General features: G+C 59.2%; 17 protein-coding genes. 12 read left to right on the top strand and 5 right to left on the bottom strand.

What is annotated here, in order from left to right; genetic code table 11:
* Positions 1-191: 191 nt before the first annotated feature.
* Positions 192-1400, bottom strand: a complete 1209-nt coding sequence (locus OGR47_RS11530; RefSeq protein ID WP_165053867.1) for an NADH-quinone oxidoreductase subunit D — start codon at positions 1398-1400, stop codon at positions 192-194.
* A gap of 140 nt (positions 1401-1540) precedes the next feature.
* On the opposite strand from OGR47_RS11530, the gene OGR47_RS11525 reads away from it, so the two are divergent.
* Both OGR47_RS11525 and OGR47_RS11520 read left to right on the top strand, forming a co-directional pair.
* Entirely contained in the window at positions 1541-2326 is a 786-nt protein-coding gene (locus OGR47_RS11525) for a LysM peptidoglycan-binding domain-containing protein (protein WP_246729743.1), read from the top strand.
* Between the two features lie 303 nt (positions 2327-2629).
* Positions 2630-3823, top strand: a complete 1194-nt coding sequence (locus tag OGR47_RS11520) for a sensor domain-containing diguanylate cyclase (RefSeq protein ID WP_165053873.1) — start codon at positions 2630-2632, stop codon at positions 3821-3823.
* Between the two features lie 99 nt (positions 3824-3922).
* Here OGR47_RS11520 and OGR47_RS11515 read toward each other — a convergent pair whose 3' ends face one another.
* The gene (locus OGR47_RS11515) at positions 3923-4051 is read right to left on the bottom strand and encodes a hypothetical protein (protein ID WP_256367643.1); all 129 of its coding nucleotides are present in this window, start codon (positions 4049-4051) and stop codon (positions 3923-3925) included.
* Between the two features lie 115 nt (positions 4052-4166).
* Between OGR47_RS11515 and blaOXA the strand changes: the two genes are divergently transcribed.
* Positions 4167-4973 carry a class D beta-lactamase gene (blaOXA, locus tag OGR47_RS11510; protein ID WP_165053875.1) on the top strand — a complete coding sequence of 269 codons (807 nt, stop codon included), beginning with the start codon at positions 4167-4169 and terminating at the stop codon, positions 4971-4973.
* A gap of 102 nt (positions 4974-5075) precedes the next feature.
* On the opposite strand, the gene OGR47_RS11505 is transcribed toward blaOXA, so the two are convergent.
* The 3 genes from OGR47_RS11505 to OGR47_RS11495 form a co-directional block, all read right to left on the bottom strand.
* Entirely contained in the window at positions 5076-5912 is an 837-nt protein-coding gene (locus OGR47_RS11505) for a TauD/TfdA dioxygenase family protein (RefSeq protein WP_206527464.1), read from the bottom strand.
* A 132-nt stretch (positions 5913-6044) separates the two neighbouring features.
* On the bottom strand, positions 6045-6719 hold the full coding sequence (locus OGR47_RS11500; RefSeq protein WP_165053880.1) for a DUF3313 domain-containing protein: 675 nt from the start codon (positions 6717-6719) through the stop codon (positions 6045-6047).
* A 151-nt stretch (positions 6720-6870) separates the two neighbouring features.
* The gene (locus OGR47_RS11495) at positions 6871-7548 is read right to left on the bottom strand and encodes an outer membrane protein (RefSeq protein ID WP_165053882.1); all 678 of its coding nucleotides are present in this window, start codon (positions 7546-7548) and stop codon (positions 6871-6873) included.
* Between the two features lie 180 nt (positions 7549-7728).
* Here OGR47_RS11495 and OGR47_RS11490 point away from each other — a divergent pair, with 180 nt between their 5' ends.
* From OGR47_RS11490 to OGR47_RS11450, 9 genes are all read left to right on the top strand, one after another.
* Entirely contained in the window at positions 7729-8421 is a 693-nt protein-coding gene (locus OGR47_RS11490; RefSeq protein ID WP_246729746.1) for a TetR/AcrR family transcriptional regulator, read from the top strand.
* A gap of 278 nt (positions 8422-8699) precedes the next feature.
* The gene (locus tag OGR47_RS11485) at positions 8700-9920 is read left to right on the top strand and encodes a tyrosine-type recombinase/integrase (RefSeq protein ID WP_165053886.1); all 1221 of its coding nucleotides are present in this window, start codon (positions 8700-8702) and stop codon (positions 9918-9920) included.
* 812 nt (positions 9921-10732) lie between these two features.
* On the top strand, positions 10733-13372 hold the full coding sequence (locus tag OGR47_RS11480; RefSeq protein ID WP_246729747.1) for a DEAD/DEAH box helicase family protein: 2640 nt from the start codon (positions 10733-10735) through the stop codon (positions 13370-13372).
* Between the two features lie 2 nt (positions 13373-13374).
* A complete protein-coding gene (locus OGR47_RS11475) occupies positions 13375-13608 on the top strand; it encodes a hypothetical protein (RefSeq protein WP_246729748.1) in 234 nt (77 codons plus the stop codon).
* Between the two features lie 183 nt (positions 13609-13791).
* Entirely contained in the window at positions 13792-15735 is a 1944-nt protein-coding gene (locus OGR47_RS11470) for a DNA methyltransferase (RefSeq protein WP_246729751.1), read from the top strand.
* Complete coding sequence (locus OGR47_RS11465; RefSeq protein WP_165053890.1) at positions 15732-16487, top strand: hypothetical protein; 756 nt, start codon at positions 15732-15734, stop codon at positions 16485-16487. Before OGR47_RS11470 ends, OGR47_RS11465 begins: the two co-directional genes overlap by 4 nt.
* A 161-nt stretch (positions 16488-16648) precedes the next feature.
* The gene (locus OGR47_RS11460) at positions 16649-16846 is read left to right on the top strand and encodes a helix-turn-helix domain-containing protein (protein WP_165053894.1); all 198 of its coding nucleotides are present in this window, start codon (positions 16649-16651) and stop codon (positions 16844-16846) included.
* Entirely contained in the window at positions 16847-17092 is a 246-nt protein-coding gene (locus tag OGR47_RS11455) for a transcriptional coactivator p15/PC4 family protein (protein ID WP_165053898.1), read from the top strand.
* A 101-nt stretch (positions 17093-17193) separates the two neighbouring features.
* On the top strand, positions 17194-17625 hold the full coding sequence (locus OGR47_RS11450) for a hypothetical protein (RefSeq protein ID WP_165053901.1): 432 nt from the start codon (positions 17194-17196) through the stop codon (positions 17623-17625).
* The last annotated feature ends 238 nt before the right edge of the window (positions 17626-17863 follow it).

The following is a 17863-nucleotide window of genomic DNA, read 5'->3' as shown; positions in this document are numbered from 1 at the left end:
GCCCGTCATTGCGAGCGGAGCGAAGCAATTTAGAGCGCCATCGCGGCTCTGGATTGCTTCGTCGCTTCGCTCCTCGCAATGACGGCGCTCGCATATCAGCTTCACAGTCGTAGAGTTTCCAGCGTCTTGAAATCAAGAGCGCTCTGGATTCCCGATCGCTCGCTTTGAGGGGTGGGGAATGACAGAGGCGCTTATCTATCGATTTCGCCGAATACGATATCGAGTGAACCGACGATTGCCGAAACATCGGCCAACATATGGCCCGCGGCGAGGCGGTCCATGGCTTCGAGATTGGCAAAAGAAGGGGCTCGTATTTTGCATCTGTAGGGCTGATTGCCGCCTTGCGAAACGAGATAGACGCCGAATTCGCCCTTCGGCGCTTCAACCGCCGCGTAAACCTCGCCGGGTGGAACGTGAAACCCCTCCGAATAGAGCTTGAACTGCTCGATGGTCGCCTCCATCGACCGTTTCATGACATTGCGCCTGGGTGGCGCGATCTTGCCGTCCTGGACCATGATGGGCCCATAGCCCGCCGGCGATTGCAGTCTTTCGATGCATTGCCTCATGATACGCACGGACTGGCGCATTTCTTCCATCCGCACGCCATAGCGGTCATAGCAATCGCCGTTGGAGCCGACGGGAATGTCGAAGTCGAACTCCTCGTAGCATTCATAGGGCTGGGCTTTGCGAAGATCCCATGGCGCGCCGCATGCGCGAACCATCACGCCGGAGAAGCCCCGCGCCCATGCTTCGTCGAGCGTGATCGCGCCGATGCCGACATTGCGCTCTTTGAAAACCCGGTTTTGGCCGAGAAGTTCGTCTAGATCGTCGCATACCTGCAGGAAGGGCGGACAAAAAGCGTAGATGTCGTCCAAAAGCTTTTCGGTCAAATCCTCGTGTACGCCTCCGAAGCGGAAATAATTCGCATGCATCCGTGCGCCCGAGGCGCGCTCATAAAAGACCATGAGCTTTTCACGCTCCTCGAAGCCCCAAAGATTGGGCGTCAGTGCGCCGACGTCCGAGGCCTGGGTCGTTATGTTTAAGAGATGCGACAGCAGCCGCCCGATCTCGCAGAACAGGACCCGAATGAGTTGCGCGCGTTTCGGCGGCTTTATCTCCAAGAGCTTTTCGACAGCCAGGCAGAATGCGTGCTCCTGGTTCATTGGGGCGACGTAATCCAGACGATCGAAATAGGGAATAGACTGCAAATACGGCTTGCGCTCGATAAATTTCTCCGTGCCGCGATGCAAAAAGCCGATATGGGGATCCGCCCGGAGAACGACCTCCCCATCGAGCTCCAAAATCAGACGCAGCACGCCATGCGCGGCCGGATGCACCGGCCCGAAATTGAGCATAAAGCTTCGCAGCGGTTCGCCATTCGCATTGGACTGTAAAGGCATAAGTCTTCGCCGCGTCGATGTTGCTCGGCTGCGAGATAGCGCGTCGCCTTTCCCCAGCAAGCATCGGAGACGGGCCCTTCTCCTTGCCTCGGCGCATAAACGCGCAAAAGCAACGACTGCGCCTGCTTGAGGCGCTAAAAATGGTTGCGCGCTTGTTCGTTGGGTTCGGCTTTCTACGTCAATGGGGGCTGCGCCTCGTCGCGTCCAGAAGCGTGAGTGTTGTTGTGGCCTATGTCGTCGTCCACGGAGTCGATCAAGTTCGCAACCTGTGCGGAACCGCCAGTGACTGTCTGGAGCTGGTGAAGACCCTGCAGGCGCGCGCCGAAGCGCCGATCGAGGTCCTCGACGGTAGCGGCGCCAAATTGAGGGTTCGTGATCTGGAGGCGCTTCACAAAGATGAAGTAGAGAAGGGCCCTCCAACTCGTGCTGGCCTGCCCGTGACGAAGACCCGGCGACGACGGAGCTTGTCTCCGGGTGGGGAGAGAGGGCGGATTGCGGCCGGTTTGCTCATTGCAACCGCCATAGTCGCGATCATCGCAGTCACCGGGCGCCACTATTGGGCGCCAGTTGTTCCGGAGAGAGGCGTTAAAGAGGCACTTCAGGACGTTTCGCGAGAAGGCGCGGCGGGGGCCCCGGCGCCAGGGCGAGAGCCCGAAGCAGCCGGCGGGTCTTCGACCGCAGAAGTCGCGAAAGATAAATCGGCCAGCGGCAGCGCGCAGGAGAGAATGGGCTCGGGAGAAGCAGCCCCGAGCAGCTATACCGTCGTCGCCAACGACACGCTTCGCGGGATTGCCAAGAAGCTCTTCCACGACCCTGGCCGTTGGCGCGACATCGCGCGCGCGAATCCCAACCTAAATCCCGATCGGTTACGTCCAGGGCAGGTTATCGCCCTGCCAGAGGCGCCGAAGCTCGCAAGACACAGATAATCTGGAGGCGGCGCGGGGGGGGGGCGCTCGTGCCCTCGACCGGCGCAGTCATATCCGTTTGCAAACGACTAACCACGACTGGCGCTTTAATTTAACAATGAAATATCCGCGCGTTAACATTGCCCAACATAAGGCTTCTAATTGAGGCAGTGGCGCGAGCCGGGGAGGTTCGCCCCGACCTTGTCATGCAGACGAGGCCGAAACGACGCGTGATGCAACGCGAATCCGGGAAGAGCGGCGATGGAGGCGTTCGTGTGGGCGGCGGCTGCAGGCGCTTGCATTGGCAAGGTTGGCGAGAATCTGATGAGCATTCTGCTACCGACGCTTTTTGCATTCAACAGCTTCGTCTATGCGCTTTTGGGCCTGTTCATGTATTTCATCTGGCGCGAGGATAGGGCGGGGGAGTTCCGCTTCTGGTCCCTGGCGTTTTTCTTGAACAGCGCGGCGCTGCTGCTGTTCGCCGTTAACGATCTCGCCGTAACTCCTCCAATCTTCGCGGGGGCGCTCACTTTCTGGGCGCTGGGCGCACTTTGGACGGGAATTCGGGTTTTTGCCGAGCGGCCGATCCGCAGCGTCGCGGCCATAGCCGGCGGCGTGATCTGGATCCTGGGCTTTTCCGACGCTTCGCCTCTCCTTCGCCTCGACGGGCGCGTCGCCATCGTCGCCACCTATACGTTTTTGATCGCCTATGAGCTCTACTGCTACAACAAGGAGCGCCTGACGATCGCGCGCGCCACGGCGGCGCTTGCGGCGGTGCATGGCGGTTTTACCTTGCTCGTCGGAGTCTCCGCACAATTCACCAGCGTGGATTGGCCCATAAAATCGGTCTATGATGTCCCGCTCGCCAAATTCATGGCCGCCGAAGCCATGAGCTATGGGATTGTTCTCGGTTTCATGCTGCTCGCGCTCTCGAAGGTGCGGGCCACGGCGCGGCAACAGATTGTCGCTCTCACGGATCCGCTGACAGGCCTCGGGAACCGGCGCGCCTTCGATCTTGCGGCGGAGCGCGCAATCAAGGGCTCGTGTGGAGCCGCGACGCCGGTCGCTCTCATTTTCGACCTCGATCGCTTCAAGACGATCAACGACCGCTTCGGCCACGCCGAAGGCGATTGCGTGCTGAGGCTCTTCGCCGAGGTCGCCGCGTGCAATATCGGCGCGGGCGGCGTGCTGGCTCGGGTCGGCGGAGAAGAATTCGCCGCCCTGCTGATCTGCGAACCGTCGACAGCCTTGTCGATCGCAGAACGCATTCGCTGCGATTTCGCCAAGGAAGCCGCCTCCCTTGCCGATAGCCTCGCAACGGTCAGCGTGGGCGTCGCGGTGATGGAAGATCGGACTGCCGGTTTGGCGGAGTTGATGCGCGCGGCGGATGCGGCGCTTTACATGGCGAAGGCCGCAGGCCGGAACCGGGTGTTTCTGTCTCCGGATGTCGCCTGCGAAACGCTGCGCGCGACGAGAAACCGGTTCGACGAGGCTTTACCGCCGTTGAACGCGGCCTGAGCCGGCTAACGCCCTCTTGCGCGAGAGATGGGCGACCCGCCCGTTGAATTTCGACCGGACGGGCCTCAGTCATGGGCTACTGGATGATCAGTCGCGCCCTTATTCGCCCGTGAAGGACGGGAAGACGGCGGCGGCGGCCGGGGCCGAGATTTCGACGGCGGCGAAGGCGGTGATCGAGAGAGCCGCCAGGGCGATAAAGAGACGGCGCAGCATCGGGGAATTCAGCATTGGGAAACTCCTTCAAGTGACGCCGTTGCGGCGTGAGAAGGAGTTAAGCGGAAAGCCGGCTCGGGAGCCGTGCGCGGTCGCACAGAGATACCGGCAACATGGGGCCGCTCGAATAATGGATTTGAAATGTCTTGCGTTCGCTCTTCTGGCGCTGGGGCCCATTGCCTCGAAGGCGGAAGCCCGGACGATCTGCACAATGGTCGCCGACGCCAGCGCCGCGAAAATCCTTGTGCAGGAGGGAGAGTGCGCCGGACGCGTGACGCCTGCTTCCACCTTCAAGATCGCGCTCAGTCTGATGGGGTTCGATTCCGGCTTTCTAAAAGACGATCATACGCCGACGCTGCCCTACCAGGACGGCTATCCCGACTGGGGCGGCGAGCCCTGGCGTCAACCTGCGGACCCTGCGCGTTGGATGAAATTGTCGGTGGTTTGGTTCTCGCAGCAGATCGCTCTCTCTCTTGGGCAGAATCGCTTCCAGCAATATGTGACAGCCTTCCAATATGGGAATGCGGACGTATCGGGTAAGCCAGCTTACCGAGATGGCGTGATGGGCGCGTGGATCAACTCGACGCTGCAGAGTTCCTCCATCGAGCAAATCGCCTTTCTGGAGAAGGTAGTGAACCGCCAATTGCCGGTCTCGTCTCATGCCTTCGAGATGACGGATCGCATCACCGAGATCGCGATCCTTCCGAGCGGATGGGACGTCCACGGCAAGACGGGAACAGGCTCACCAGGGGACGACGGGAAATACGACGCGGCCCATGCCTATGGATGGTTCGTCGGCTGGGCGACAAAAGGCGCAGACAAATTAGTCTTCGCGCGCCTGATCCAGGACGAACTGCCCGCACAGCCAAGCGCCGGCGCCCGGGCGCGAGACGGCCTGCTGGCGGATTTTCCCGCGCTGGCGTCCCGTCTGCGGTAGGTTGATGAAAAACGCGTTCCGTGATGGGGCCGGCAAGGAGACGCATTTCCCGCGTGAACTCGGGTAAACAACCTCAGAAGCCACAGTAGCGTTTGCTCTCTGTCAGAGCAAAGGCTCCCCGCCTACAAGGGTCGTGCGCGTCATTAGCCGACCGCTGTCGGCATCATAGGGCATGACGCGGTGTAGGGTTCCGGTGTTGTCCCAGATCAGGAGGTCGCCGGGGCCCCACTCGTGCCGATAAACAAATCTCGGCATTGTCGCCCATTCTGTGAGGGCGGCGAGAAGCTTTCGTCCTTCGTCCGGCTCCATTCCTTCGATATGCGACGCGGTGCATCCGAGCGCCAATGACTTGCGGCCCGTCTTGTGGGTCCAGACGAGCGGGTGGACCTTGGGTTCATGGCGCCGCCATCGGCGCAGATCTTCGTCCGACGGCGAGGGCTTCACATGCCGCTGCGCGGCCTCGACGCTGTGAACGACGCGGAGCTTTTCGATGGAAGTTTTGACCGAGGCCGGCAGCTCTTCCCAAGCGGCGTAGCTGTTGCAGAATTCGGTCTGGCCGCCTGAGGCGGACAATTTCTTCGCGTTCAATATTGCCGCGCGCGGCGGAATATCGTCGCTCGCTCCGTCGAAGTGCCAAAGGAACGAGCCGTTCAAATATTCTGCCGCGAAAGCGTCGACCTTCTTGTCGAGCGTGATGGGCAAAAGCCCTTTGTCGCGCAGAGGAACGATCTCGCCGAGCGTCCTCGAGATGGCGAGCTGCTGCTCGTCATTGAGGTGAAGCCCGTGAAATACGACCACGCCACGTCGTTCGAGAAGATCCATTATCTCCGCAGCATGTCTGCCGCTCGCCAGCGCCGCAGCATCCATCTCGATCAATGAGCCGATACGCGGCGTGAAATCGAAGACCCTGAAGCCACGTTGGATGGTAATTGCGTTCAAGCTTGCCTCCTTGTCTCGTTTCATCGAGATCGCCACTGCCCGTAAGACGGTGTGAAGAGCTTTTCCGCCTCTTTCCGTTTGAGAGAGTCGCCGGCGCGCCTCGCCGACAGGCGTCGACGGCCATAAGCTGGATCAAGACTCTTCCTGGCCTGAGAGCTGCTCCAGCAAGGCTTCGGCGCCCTTCTCGATCCCCGCCTGCGCCGCGGAGAGCGAGCCGACGCTCGCCGGAATGTTCAGCGGACTCGGATATTGCTTCGTGACGAACGCCGTGAGCAGCCGATTATCCGAATCGCGAATCTCGACCGCATAGATGACCGAGCCGGTCAACAGACCTTCTCCGCCGCGCACGGTCTGCACGCCATTATAGACGCCTCCGGCGAGATCGAAGCGTGAGAGCGTGCTTAAAACCGGCGTGCTTTTCACGGCGCCTGTCAGAGTCAATCTCAAGCGCAGGGTGTTCGGGCCAGCCTTTTCCGTGAGTCTGAAGCGGCTCTTCAGCTTTTCGGAGAATTGACGCTGCATGTGATCGGCGAGGGCGACTTTGTCTGTCTCCGACATATCGGCGAACTGATGGTCGGCGCCCCGATAGATCGCGACGGGATCGATGGTGAGTCGGTCGTAGGCTTTCCAATCCGTCGCGGTAGCGTAACGAAAGGGAATGCGCTTGGCGTCGTTCCGCCGATTGGGCTGCATATGGGCGAACGATGCGATCCCTGAATAGGCTATCGGCTCCACGCTCGAGCATGCGGCCGCCCCGAGGCAGAGCAGCGCAATGGCCAGCCTATGAGCGATTTCGGTAGTCGCCATTGGGTTCTCCTCTAAAATTTCCCGATGCGGCCCGGAGCTCGTTGAAGCTCCGGCCATGATCGGGCTTTCGAGCGCTGACGCGCTGCCGAGCCGAAGACGTGGGTTGGGTTGTCGGCTCGCGGGTATTGCGGCGGACCGATGCCGCGCGCGGTCAGCGCGCCGCTGCGAGCGAGAACAGATCGAAGTGGTAATTCACGCCGGCGCGGATCGTATGGAATCGCGCATGGCGATCCGCTACGTCGTTTTTGAAGTCGCGGAAGATGTCCGTGTAGAGATATTCGAGCTTGGCCGACCATTTCGGTAGGAAGGCCCATTCGACGCCGCCGCCGGCGGTCCAGCCGACGCGGAGCTTGCCATCTCCAGCGACCTTCGGCTGGCCGAAGGCGAGGCCGCCCGTTCCGTAAAAGAGCAAGCGCGGTTCAGCGAGAGCAAAGCCGATGCGCCCACGCGCGGTGCCGAACCATGGCAAACTCGCGTCGCGATGATTGGGTCCGTCGTCCCGCGCCGTAAGGCTCGAGCCCTGGAAATCATTCTCGGCGCCAATCACGAAGTAACGCCCCAGTTGGTAATTGAAGCCAAGCTGGCCGCCGCCCACGACGCCGCTCGGCGATTTGTCGCCGAGCACATTCGCTCCAATCCCGGCCCCTATGGCGCCGCCTGCATTGAGGCCGCCATAGAAGCCCGTCCAGGTGAAAGCAGGAGGCGGCAGCACAACGTCAACGGGCGCCTTTCGGTACGGGAGGTCGGCTGCTTGCGCGACACTTGCGCTGGCAGCCGAAGCCAGAATGAAAAGCGGCTTTCCGAAACGATACGAATTTTTCCTGGTCATATCCTCGATCCTCTGTGCTCGGGCTCAAGTCGCGCGGGCAGGGACGAAAATACGCGGGCTTTTCCATAAGTCAACACTGTTGACTCAACATTGTTGACGGCCGTCGTCGATTTGTCTGATTGACCGCCCCCGGCGGCAACCGAATAATCTGGCTGAAGCGGTAGGCAGAAGGACATGACAATGCAGGCGGAGCTCCGAGAGAAGCGCGGTGGGGAGATCACGCGCCGGCGCATTCTTGAGGCGGCGCTCGCGCGCTTCGCGACGGCGTCATATGAGGATGTGAAACTACGAGACATAGCCGCCGACGTGGGCGTGGATGTCGCGCTCGTCCACCGCGCTTTCGGCTCGAAAGAGCAGCTCTTCTCCGCGGCGCTTTCGGCCTCAAAGGCGGCGGCGAGCCATTCGACCCGCGACACGAGCCGGCTGAGCGCCGAGTTCGCCGACGGGTTCTTCGCAGCCAATCCCGACGATACGCTTCAGATCGTCGTCCGTTCGTTGACCAACCCACAAGCGCGCGAGGTGCTGCGCACCCGCAGCATGTCAGAGTTCATCGGTCCCATCGCCGCCACGCTCGAAGGGCCTTCGAAGCTCGAGCGCGCGACCTTGTTCAACGCCTGCCTCGTTGGAATGGCGATCTTTCGTGAAGTCCTCGGGGTGGAAGCGCTCCTCGACGCCAACAAAGCGAGGACGCGTCCATTGATCGAAAGGATTCTCGATGCCTGCCTCGCCGAGGATGGCGCCGTCGAAGAATCCGGCGACGACTCGGCGCCCAGCGGCGTTTCCCACCAAGGGACGAAGAAGAAAGAGAAACCGGCTGCAACGAAGCAGCCTAAAAAGCGCGCCCAGACGCCGACGACGCGCCGCGCGCGCTAAGCGCTTCGGCGAAGAACCGCGTCACAATGCCTGCTGGCCTGAATCGCATTGCCCAACCGGCGTATCCGCGTGGCTAGTTCGATAGCAAATTCAGATCGATGCCGTTGATTGTTGGCGGAAGAGGTGTCCGCCAAACTGCCGTCCAGCGCGATTTCAGCCCGTCCGATAAATCTCCGTTATTTCAAGGAATATAGCGGGACCTTGTCTTGCCTTGTTCGCCGTTGTCCGCCACAATCCGCGTCGGACTGTAAGACCAATTGTAATACCGATGGCAGGCAATGGCGGCGGGAAAACTAACAGCGCGGGCGGCTGCGACCTCCAAGCCGGGGCGTTATGGCGATGGCGCCGGGCTCTATTTAGTCGTCTCGACTTCCGGGGCGCGGAAATGGGTTTTCCGCTTCACCTTTGCCGGCAAGGTCACGGAAATGGGGCTCGGCGCCGGCGACGCCGTAACGCTCGCCGAAGCGCGGGATAAGGCGGTCGAAGCCCGGCGGACCTTGGCCGCAGGCCGGAACCCTATCCAAGAGCGCCGAGCCGCTATAAGCGCCGCAACCGCAAAGCCAACTTTTGGGGCGGTGGCCGATGCGGTCATAGCCGCCAAGGAAACCGAGTGGCGCAACGCCAAGCATCGCGCCCAATGGCGCATGACCCTCGAAACCTATGCCGCGCCGCTTCGTTCCCGCTCGGTCGATGCAATCGACACGGAAGCGGTTCTGGCGGTTTTAAAGCCCATTTGGCTGGAAAAGCCGGAAACCGCCACCCGGCTGCGAGGGCGCATCGAGGCCGTGCTGGACGCGGCTAAAGCGCAAGGCCTTCGCACGGGCGAAAATCCGGCGGCGTGGCGCGGCCATCTATCGCACCTTTTGCCAAAGCGCACCGTTCTTTCGCGCGGCCATCATGCGGCGATGGCCTATAGCGAGGTTCCGGCTTTCGTCGCTCAGCTGCGCGAGCGCGACGCCACCGCGGCGCTGGCGCTCGAATTCTGCATTTTGACTGCGACGCGAACAGGCGAGACGCTTGGTGCCCGCTGGTCTGAAATGGACATGGCCGCGAAAGTCTGGACGGTCCCGGCGGCGCGCATGAAGGCGGCGCGGGCACATCGCATTCCCCTTCCCGATCGCGCGATGGCGATTCTCCAAAAGCTCGGGGCGGCGCGGACGGGCGAATTCGTGTTTCCCGGGCAGCGGGCAGACAAGCCGCTTTCCAATATGGCGATGGAAATGGTCACGCGCCGTATGAAATTGGAAGGGGTCACGGTTCACGGCTTCCGCTCGGCGTTTCGCGATTGGGCCGGGAACGAAACGAGCTTTCCGCGGGAAGTCGCCGAGGCGGCCTTGTCTCATGTTATCGGGGATAAAGCCGAACAGGCCTATCGCCGAGGCGACGCGCTGGAAAAGCGCCGGGCGCTCATGGCCGCTTGGGGGAGCTATTGCGAACCGGCCGCGGCGGGGAACGTCACTGCGATAAGACGAACGGCTTTAGGAGGGAATGAGCGATAGCTAAAGTTGACAACCGTAGCTCGGTTGATAGGCATGTCGATTGTAGCCAATGGGAGGCGCGGTTGTCTGTTCCGACGCATGGGGCTTCATGCCAAACGTGGGTTTACCCGACGAGCTGCTGGTATTGTAGCTCGTCGATTCATGTTTTGCAGTGCACCTGTGGAAGCGCTGTGCTCTTGAACTATGTTGGCCCCCCTTGGCCAAAGCACCAATGCGCTTCCCCCGGTACAGCGGGAATCGGCGGCAGCGGACTGAGTGGTTGGGCGGCGGTCGATGCTCTGCGATCAGAGGGAGTTCCAATCGACGCGAATATTATGGCAAAAATATTTCCTCGATCCTCTTCAAGCCATTTATCCAATACGGCACCCCAACCAATAGGTATAAGAGTTGTTCCCCCCACCGCTCAGAATAGTGTGTCTGTTATCGGCGTTATACGGGAGTATATTCCTAGCACGAAGAAAACCGAGTCATTAAATTCAATGGGGGTGCTTGGACAAAAGCTGTTAAATGTCCCAAAGGATGTCAGTCAGCTAACGATAATCGTGAATAATGAGCGTCCAAACCTTTCCTACACCTGTATTGCTCCTAGTAGCCTTGGCTTACCCAAGGATGCGAAACACAAGATGGTGTTTGCTCAGCTAGAGCCGCGCATAGCTGGTTCGTTTGCTGCTTGGTTCGCGATTGACATATGCCTTCTTTAGGCGTGGCTCCTTAACGAAAAGCGTGATCCCGTGGCATTGCACTCCGAATTTCCGCGCGACCCCTATCAAAACTTGGCGCCGGGAGTCCGGTGGATACCAGCGCCCGAGGATATGCGCGAATCGGCCTATGAAAAGCTTTTGCCGCCCCTGGTGGCCAAGATTCGCGAAGAGGTGGCGGCTTGGCGCGCCAGCGGCTATGCGGGAGCGTCCGCCACCTCCCGCGCCCTGCTCCAATGGTGGTTCGAGACCGATCATCTGATCGAACAGGCCGACGGGACACAGAACCCGTTCCACTACTATTTCGCGCAGCGCGAGGCGGTCGAAAGCGTCATATGGCTGTATGATGTTCGGGGCGTTCGCGACAAGTTCGATCTATTGCGCTTCGACGCCTCGGGCGCGGTTTCCAGCGGCATGTTCGACGAGGATTGGCCGCGCTTCGTGGTGAAGATGGCGACCGGGTCGGGGAAGACCAAAGTCTTGTCCCTTTTGATCGCCTGGAGTTTCTACCATCGGACCTATGAGGCGGAATCGCAACTCGCACGCAATTTTTTGCTGATCGCCCCGAACATTATCGTTCTGGACCGACTGCGGACCGATTTCGACGGTCTGCGCATTTTTTTCAATGATCCGGTTTTGCCGGACAATGGCCACGCGGGTCGCAATTGGCGGGACGATTTCCAACTCGCCTTGCACATTCAAGACGACGTGCGCATCGTGCGTCCGACCGGAAACCTCTTTCTGACCAATATTCATCGCGTCTACCTTGGCGACATTCCCGAGCCGTCCTTGGAAGACGACGATTTGCGCGACTATTTCCTCGCGCCGTTCGGCGACAAGCCGGCCGGCAAGACGACTGACAGCAATACCGATCTTGGCGAATTGATCCGTGAAGTCGACGAACTCGCGGTCTTCAATGACGAGGCGCATCATATCCACGATCCGCGCCTCGCTTGGTTTGGTTGCATTCGTGATATTCACAACAGACTGCTGCAAAAGGACTTGCGCCTGTCCTTGCAAATCGACGTGACCGCGACGCCGCGCCACAATAATGGAGCGATCTTCGTTCAGACGGTGAGCGATTATCCGCTCGTCGAAGCGATCGCGCAGAATGTCGTAAAGCATCCTGTCTTGCCGGACGCAGCCAGCCGCGCCAAGCTGGCCGAGCATAAGAGCCCGATCATAACCGAGAAATATGCCGACTATCTGCGGCTTGGCGTCGAAGAATGGCGCAAGAGCAATGCCGAGCATGAGAAGCTCGGCAAGAAAGCCATTCTCTTCGTCATGGTAGACGACACGCGTAACTGCGATGAAGTCGGCGACTATCTGCAAAAAATCTGCCCCGAATTAACCGACGCGGTTCTCGTCATTCACACCAAGGCAAATGGCGAAATTTCTGAAGCTTCTTCGTCCAAGAGCAAAGACGAGCTGGAAAGACTGCGCAAAGAGTCGAACGAAATCGACACATGGAAATCGAAGCATCGCGCTATCGTTTCAGTTTTGATGCTCAAGGAAGGATGGGACGTGCGCAACGTGACGGTAATCGTCGGCTTGCGCGCCTATTCAGCCAAGAGCAACATTCTGCCTGAGCAAACACTCGGCCGCGGCTTGCGTCGCATGTATTTCGGTTCTGAGCAGCGCGAGACGGTTTCCGTTATGGGGACGCCGGCTTTTATGGAATTTGTCGAGTCGATCCAAAACGAAGGCGTAACCTTCGACTACGCGCCAATGGGCGGCGAGCCCGGCGGAAAGCGCGAGGATTCTATCATCGTCGAAGTCGACGCGGATGCACCGGACAAAGATTTGGATGCGCTCGATATCGCCTTGCCGCGTCTCTCTCGTCGCTTCAATCGCGAGTATAAAGACCTCGGCGAGCTGGACCCCACAAGCTTCGACAATCCTAAGCTGGAGGTGGAACCCTACACGGCCGAAGAGACGCGCGAAATCGTCTTCAAGACGATGCTCGAATCCGAAGTGGATCACACCATTCTGCTGGACGGAGACGGGACGGGCGATTGGCGCTCTGTAGTCGCCTTCTTCGCGCGGCAATTGCTCAAGGACCTTCGGCTCGTCGGCGGTTACGAATTGCTCTATCCCAAGGTTCGCGCCTTCCTGCGTGAAGGCCTCTTCACGCGAAGCGTCGATCTCGATGATCCCGTTATCCTGCGCAATCTATCCCGGCCGGAGGCGAGCAAGATCATTTTCGATTCTTTCCGGGCGGCGATCAATGGGCTGACGATCCGCGACAGCGGCGCTTCGCGCATAGAAGGTCATATTAGGCTGCGCGACGTGCGACCGTTTCGAACCGAGCCCCGCGGGTGTCTCGCGCCGAAAAAATCCATTTTCAACAAGATCGTCGGAGAAACGGGCGCGGATAGATTGGAGCTTGCTTTCGCATCCTTTCTCGAAAGCGCCCCAGACGTTCAGAGCTTTGCCAAAAACTATATGGCCGTCGGCTTCAGGCTCGATTACGTCAGGGCCGATGGCGAGCTATCCACCTATACGCCGGACTTTTTCGCGCGCACGAGCGACGGCGCCGTTTGGATCGTCGAGACGAAGGGCCGCGAAGAGCTGGATATTCCCCGAAAGATGGTGCGGCTCCGGCAATGGTGTGAAGACGCTACAATCGCGAGTGCCGAGGACGGCGGAGCGCGCTATGGCTTTGTCTATGTGGATCAAGAGAGCTTCGAAAAGCACAGGCCTTCGAGCTTCTCGGCGCTCGTCGCCTCGTTTCGTGATTATCAAGAGGCGTGAGAATGGCGCGGCTGGACAAGAAGACCTATGAGCTGAGCGAAGCCGAGCAGCGCGATTTGATCGCCCTCATCCAGCAAGGCAAGCCCTTGCCGGAGAAATATCGCTTCATCCTGTTCGAGGACAAGCGCGAGGTGGAGCTGGTTTGGAACGGCAAGACACGCGATGTTTGCACGACGGTCCTGCCCTTTCAAACCTTGGAGCATATCGACGAGCCGCGCGCCGAGACGAAGACATAGGGCGATCTCTTCGACAGCCGCGGTCGGCAATTGCGCGGCTGGACCAACAAGCTGATTTGGGGCGACAACAAGCTCATTCTCTCGTCGCTGAAATCGGGCGCGCTGCGCAAACAGATTGAAGACGCGGGCGGATTGAAGCTGATTTATATCGATCCGCCCTTCGATGTCGGCGCGGATTTTTCGATGGATATCGAAATCGGCGGCGAGACGTTCCACAAGGAGCCGAATCTTTTAGAGCAAATCGCCTATCGTGACACATGGGGGCGCGGGGCGGATTCATTCATTGCAATGATTTATGAGCGGCTGATTTTGATGCGCGATCTAATGGCAGACGATGGGAGCATATACTTGCACATGGCGCCAAGTATGGCCCCATATATTGAGCTCGGAATGAACGAGGTATTCGGACGTGATCGAGTTATGAGTTCAATCGTCTGGCAACGCGCCACGGCACACGGAAATGTTGGAATTCGCTATGCCACCGTTACTGACAGGATAATTGTAGCTAGCAAGTCCGAGCGCTACATTTGGAATAGTCCATACCAGCCTTACTCAAAGGATTACATCGAATCTCATTACGCTTCGATCGAACCGGGCACAGGACGGCGCTTTACATTGCGAGATGTGACAGCACCTATGACGCGCGCGTCAGCAAGTCAAATTTACGAATGGCGTGGAGTCCGGCCAGTCGGCTCGCGTTGTTGGTCTTTTACTGAGAAGCGAATGAATGAACTATTTGAGGCTGGGAAGATTGTAATGACCGGCGGTAAAATGCCCCGAATGAAACTTTATCTCGATGAGATGCCGGGCATTCCTGCGACTGATCTTTGGAATGACATTTTTGCAGTAAATTCTCAGGCACGCGAAGATACGCAGTATCCAACCCAGAAACCCGAAGCTCTCAAACAACGAATTATCGAGGCCAGCAGCACCGAAGGCGACCTCGTCGCCGATTTCTTCTGCGGCTCGGGCACGACGGCGGCGGTCGCCGAAAAGCTCGGGCGCAAATGGATTGCGACCGATCTCGGCAAATTCGCCATTCACACCACGCGCAAGCGGCTGATCGGCGTTCAACGCGAACTCAAACGGCAAGAGAAGAATTTCCGCGCCTTCGAAGTGCTGAACCTCGGGCGCTATGAGCGCCAAGCCTATCTCAACGTCGGCGGACGCCTCTCGGCCAAGCAGCGCGCCGAGGCGCTGGTGCAGAAAGAGCGTGAGTTCCGCGAGCTGATCCTGCGCGCCTATCGGGCCGGCGAGTTCGGGGGAGCGGATGGCGGCGAGGCGCAGGACGGCTTCTTCCACGGCCATCGCAATGGCCGGCTCGTCGTGATCGGGCCGATCAATCTTCCCGTCGGTCGGCTCTTCGTCGAAGAGGTGATCGTTGAGTCCCGCAAGCGCGGCGTGACGCGTGTCGACATTCTTGCTTTCGAATTCGAGATGGGGCTCTTTCCCGCCGTGCTCGAGGAAGCGCGCGGCAAGGGAATAGACCTCTCGCCGAAATACATTCCGGCCGAGGTCTTCGACAAGCGCGCAGTCGACAAAGGCCAGGTCGTCTTCCACGATATCAGCTTCGTCGAAGCGCAGCCGCGTTACGACAAAAAGAATAAGATGGCGCTGCAAATTGAGCTGACGGACTTTTCAGTCTATTACACGCAAGGTGCCGCCGAGGCCGCGATTGCGGCGATGAAGGAAGGCAAGAGCGAGGTCATTTGCGAGAAGGGCCACCTCTACAAGCTGTCCAAGAGCAAGGAAGGCGTCGTTACCAAGGAGAAGCTAACCAAGCATTGGACCGATTGGGTGGATTATTGGGCGGTCGACTTCGACTACATGAGCCGCAAGGAAATTGTTCAGGTTCTGGTCGGCACCGGGCTCGGAGCTGCGCCGAGCTTCGCCGGCATGGAGCCGGCACCGGGCGAATTGGACGCGCCGCAATTTGAAGAGCAATGGACCGGCGGCTACATCTTCGAAAACGAATGGCAGAGCTTCCGAACCCGCCAGAACCGCGACTTGGAGCTGAAGACGGCGCTCCATACCTACGACCGACCGGGCCGCTATATTGTGGCCGTGAAGGTGATCGACATTTTCGGCAATGACACGATGACATTAGTCCCGGTGAGCGTCGGATGAAGGACCGCGAAAATAGCGAGTTGATAATCAACACTGCGAATCAAGACGGCACAGAGGAATCTGATCTTTTCGTCTTCGATAAAGATCAGCGGGCCGCAATCCTTGCATCGATCAATTTGGCGGAAGGCGAGCTAGCAGACAGGCTCATATTATTATGCGAGATGGCGGCAGATAGTGCGTTCATAGACTGGGATATTTATGATAGCCTTCCGAATGTGAAGAGCGCTAAATGGCGGATTGACGGCATTTGCTGGCACCTTGACCAAGCTATCGAACTTGCTTCATTTGGCAACGACGTTGAAGCACGAGGAAAATTCTGGGCTGTTGTGCTAGGAGACAAAAATAGAGTTCTATTAGACTCGACGCGTACACGCTTCGTAAATGCATACAACACAATAGTGTTGATTGGAAGATATCTCGCCAAGTTGAAAATTGACGGGAAGTTAACAAGAAAGAGATATTCGATAGATGTGTTGCGAGAGTGCGTTTGCGGTAACGATATCCTTAAGCTGCTAGCTGTCATTTACGTCCACGTATTAAATAGGAAATGCGGACGCTCCAAGTCTACTATCGGGCCATTTGTCCGGTTTGCCCATTCCGTTATGTATTCTATCGCTGGTGATTTGACGCCCCCGATCGAGACGATCAATGAAAGGTGGGCGCGGCTGTCTTTCGAGCCTACCGGGAAGAGACTTCTTAAAGATTGCGTAGACGCCTATTGCGCCAAGCGTGGCGTGCGCTCGCCTCTTTGAGCAATTGATCGGGGGATTATTGGCGATCCGGGCGAGGCACTTTCTTCCCCGGGGGAAAAGCTGACCTCACTCAATGACCGTGCGCGCCCTTATTGTCGGCTTCAAGGTTCTGACATTCTCGCATCGTCGCACACATCGGCGGCTTCGCTAGGACGGTATGAATGAATCAAGACCGCGCCGGGATCCCTCCCGCACAGAAAATAGCCCTTCGCATCAATGAGGCCGCCGCTATGGCGAGCCTGTCACGTTCGACGCTCTACCAGTTGCTGAAAGCCGGCAAGTTGGCCACCGTGAAAGTCGGAGGGCGCAGATTGGTCTTGCGCGAGAGCCTCGAGGCGCTGTTGCGGACGGGAGCATGAATGGACCCCGTCGTCATTGCCGAATGGCCCCGCAATGCGCGCGAGACGTTGCGCGTAAGCCTCGCCGAGTTCAAGGGCGCGCCGACGGTGGACCTGCGCGTCTGGTACGATGACGGCGCCGGGCGAATGAAGCCCGGGCGTCAGGGCGTGACGCTCTCAACGAAGCAGCTTCCCCGCCTCGCCGAGGCGGTGGCGCATGCGCTCGCGGAAGCCGAAGCGCGCGGCCTCGTCGCGCCGCGCTCGTGACACGGGCGACCGGCGCCCGAGCGCCCGCGCATGCGCGCATTCACTGCGCATGGCTCGAACTGCCAACATGGCGCGCCCTCTCTCTGGCGGCGCGCTACCTCTTGGTTGAAATGATTGCCGAGTATCGACCCGGCAAAAACGGATATCTCTCGTGGCCTGTGCGACGGGCGGCGGAACGGCTTGGCGTCTCAAAAGCGACGGGGGCGCGGGCTTTAATCGAACTTGAGAAAAACGGGTGGATCAAGGTCTCTACCGCTGCGGCCTTCGGCGGGCACGCCAAGGCGGCGACGTATGCCGTAATGATGTTTCCCGACGATCGGACGGGTGAGCCGGCAAGCTTCGCCTATGAGCATTTGCCGGGCGAACCGGCTTATGTGGAACGGAAGCGAAAAAGCGCTCCTCAGTCTCATCGGAAGGACAAGGCTGTCCCTGTCCTGGGACTGGACGGTATCAAGGGAAGGACAAGTCAGTCTCAAGAGAAGGACACGGCGGGTCAAGTCGATCGCCCCCGCGCCACTGCGGGAAAGCGCTGAAGGCCTGGGATTTGCTCGATAAGGTTTCAGGGGAGTTTCAAGACTAGGTTCGCGTGCGCGCGCGCCCGACAGAGTTATAGATAATAGTAAGGAACCCCTGGGCGCAGCTGGCGAAGTCCGATCGGAGCGAGGGCCAGAAAGCGTGTGAGCGCGCTCAGGGTGGGGTGCGGCACCAGGATTCAGCGGTGGGCAACATGGCGGGGCATTCGCTAGCACTCAATCCCGCGCGCGCGGGCGA

This window comes from Methylocystis sp. MJC1 (assembly GCF_026427715.1).
Classification (GTDB): domain Bacteria; phylum Pseudomonadota; class Alphaproteobacteria; order Rhizobiales; family Beijerinckiaceae; genus Methylocystis.
The sequence above is the reverse complement of the archived record's forward strand: the minus strand, read 5'-3'. Positions and strand labels throughout refer to the sequence as shown.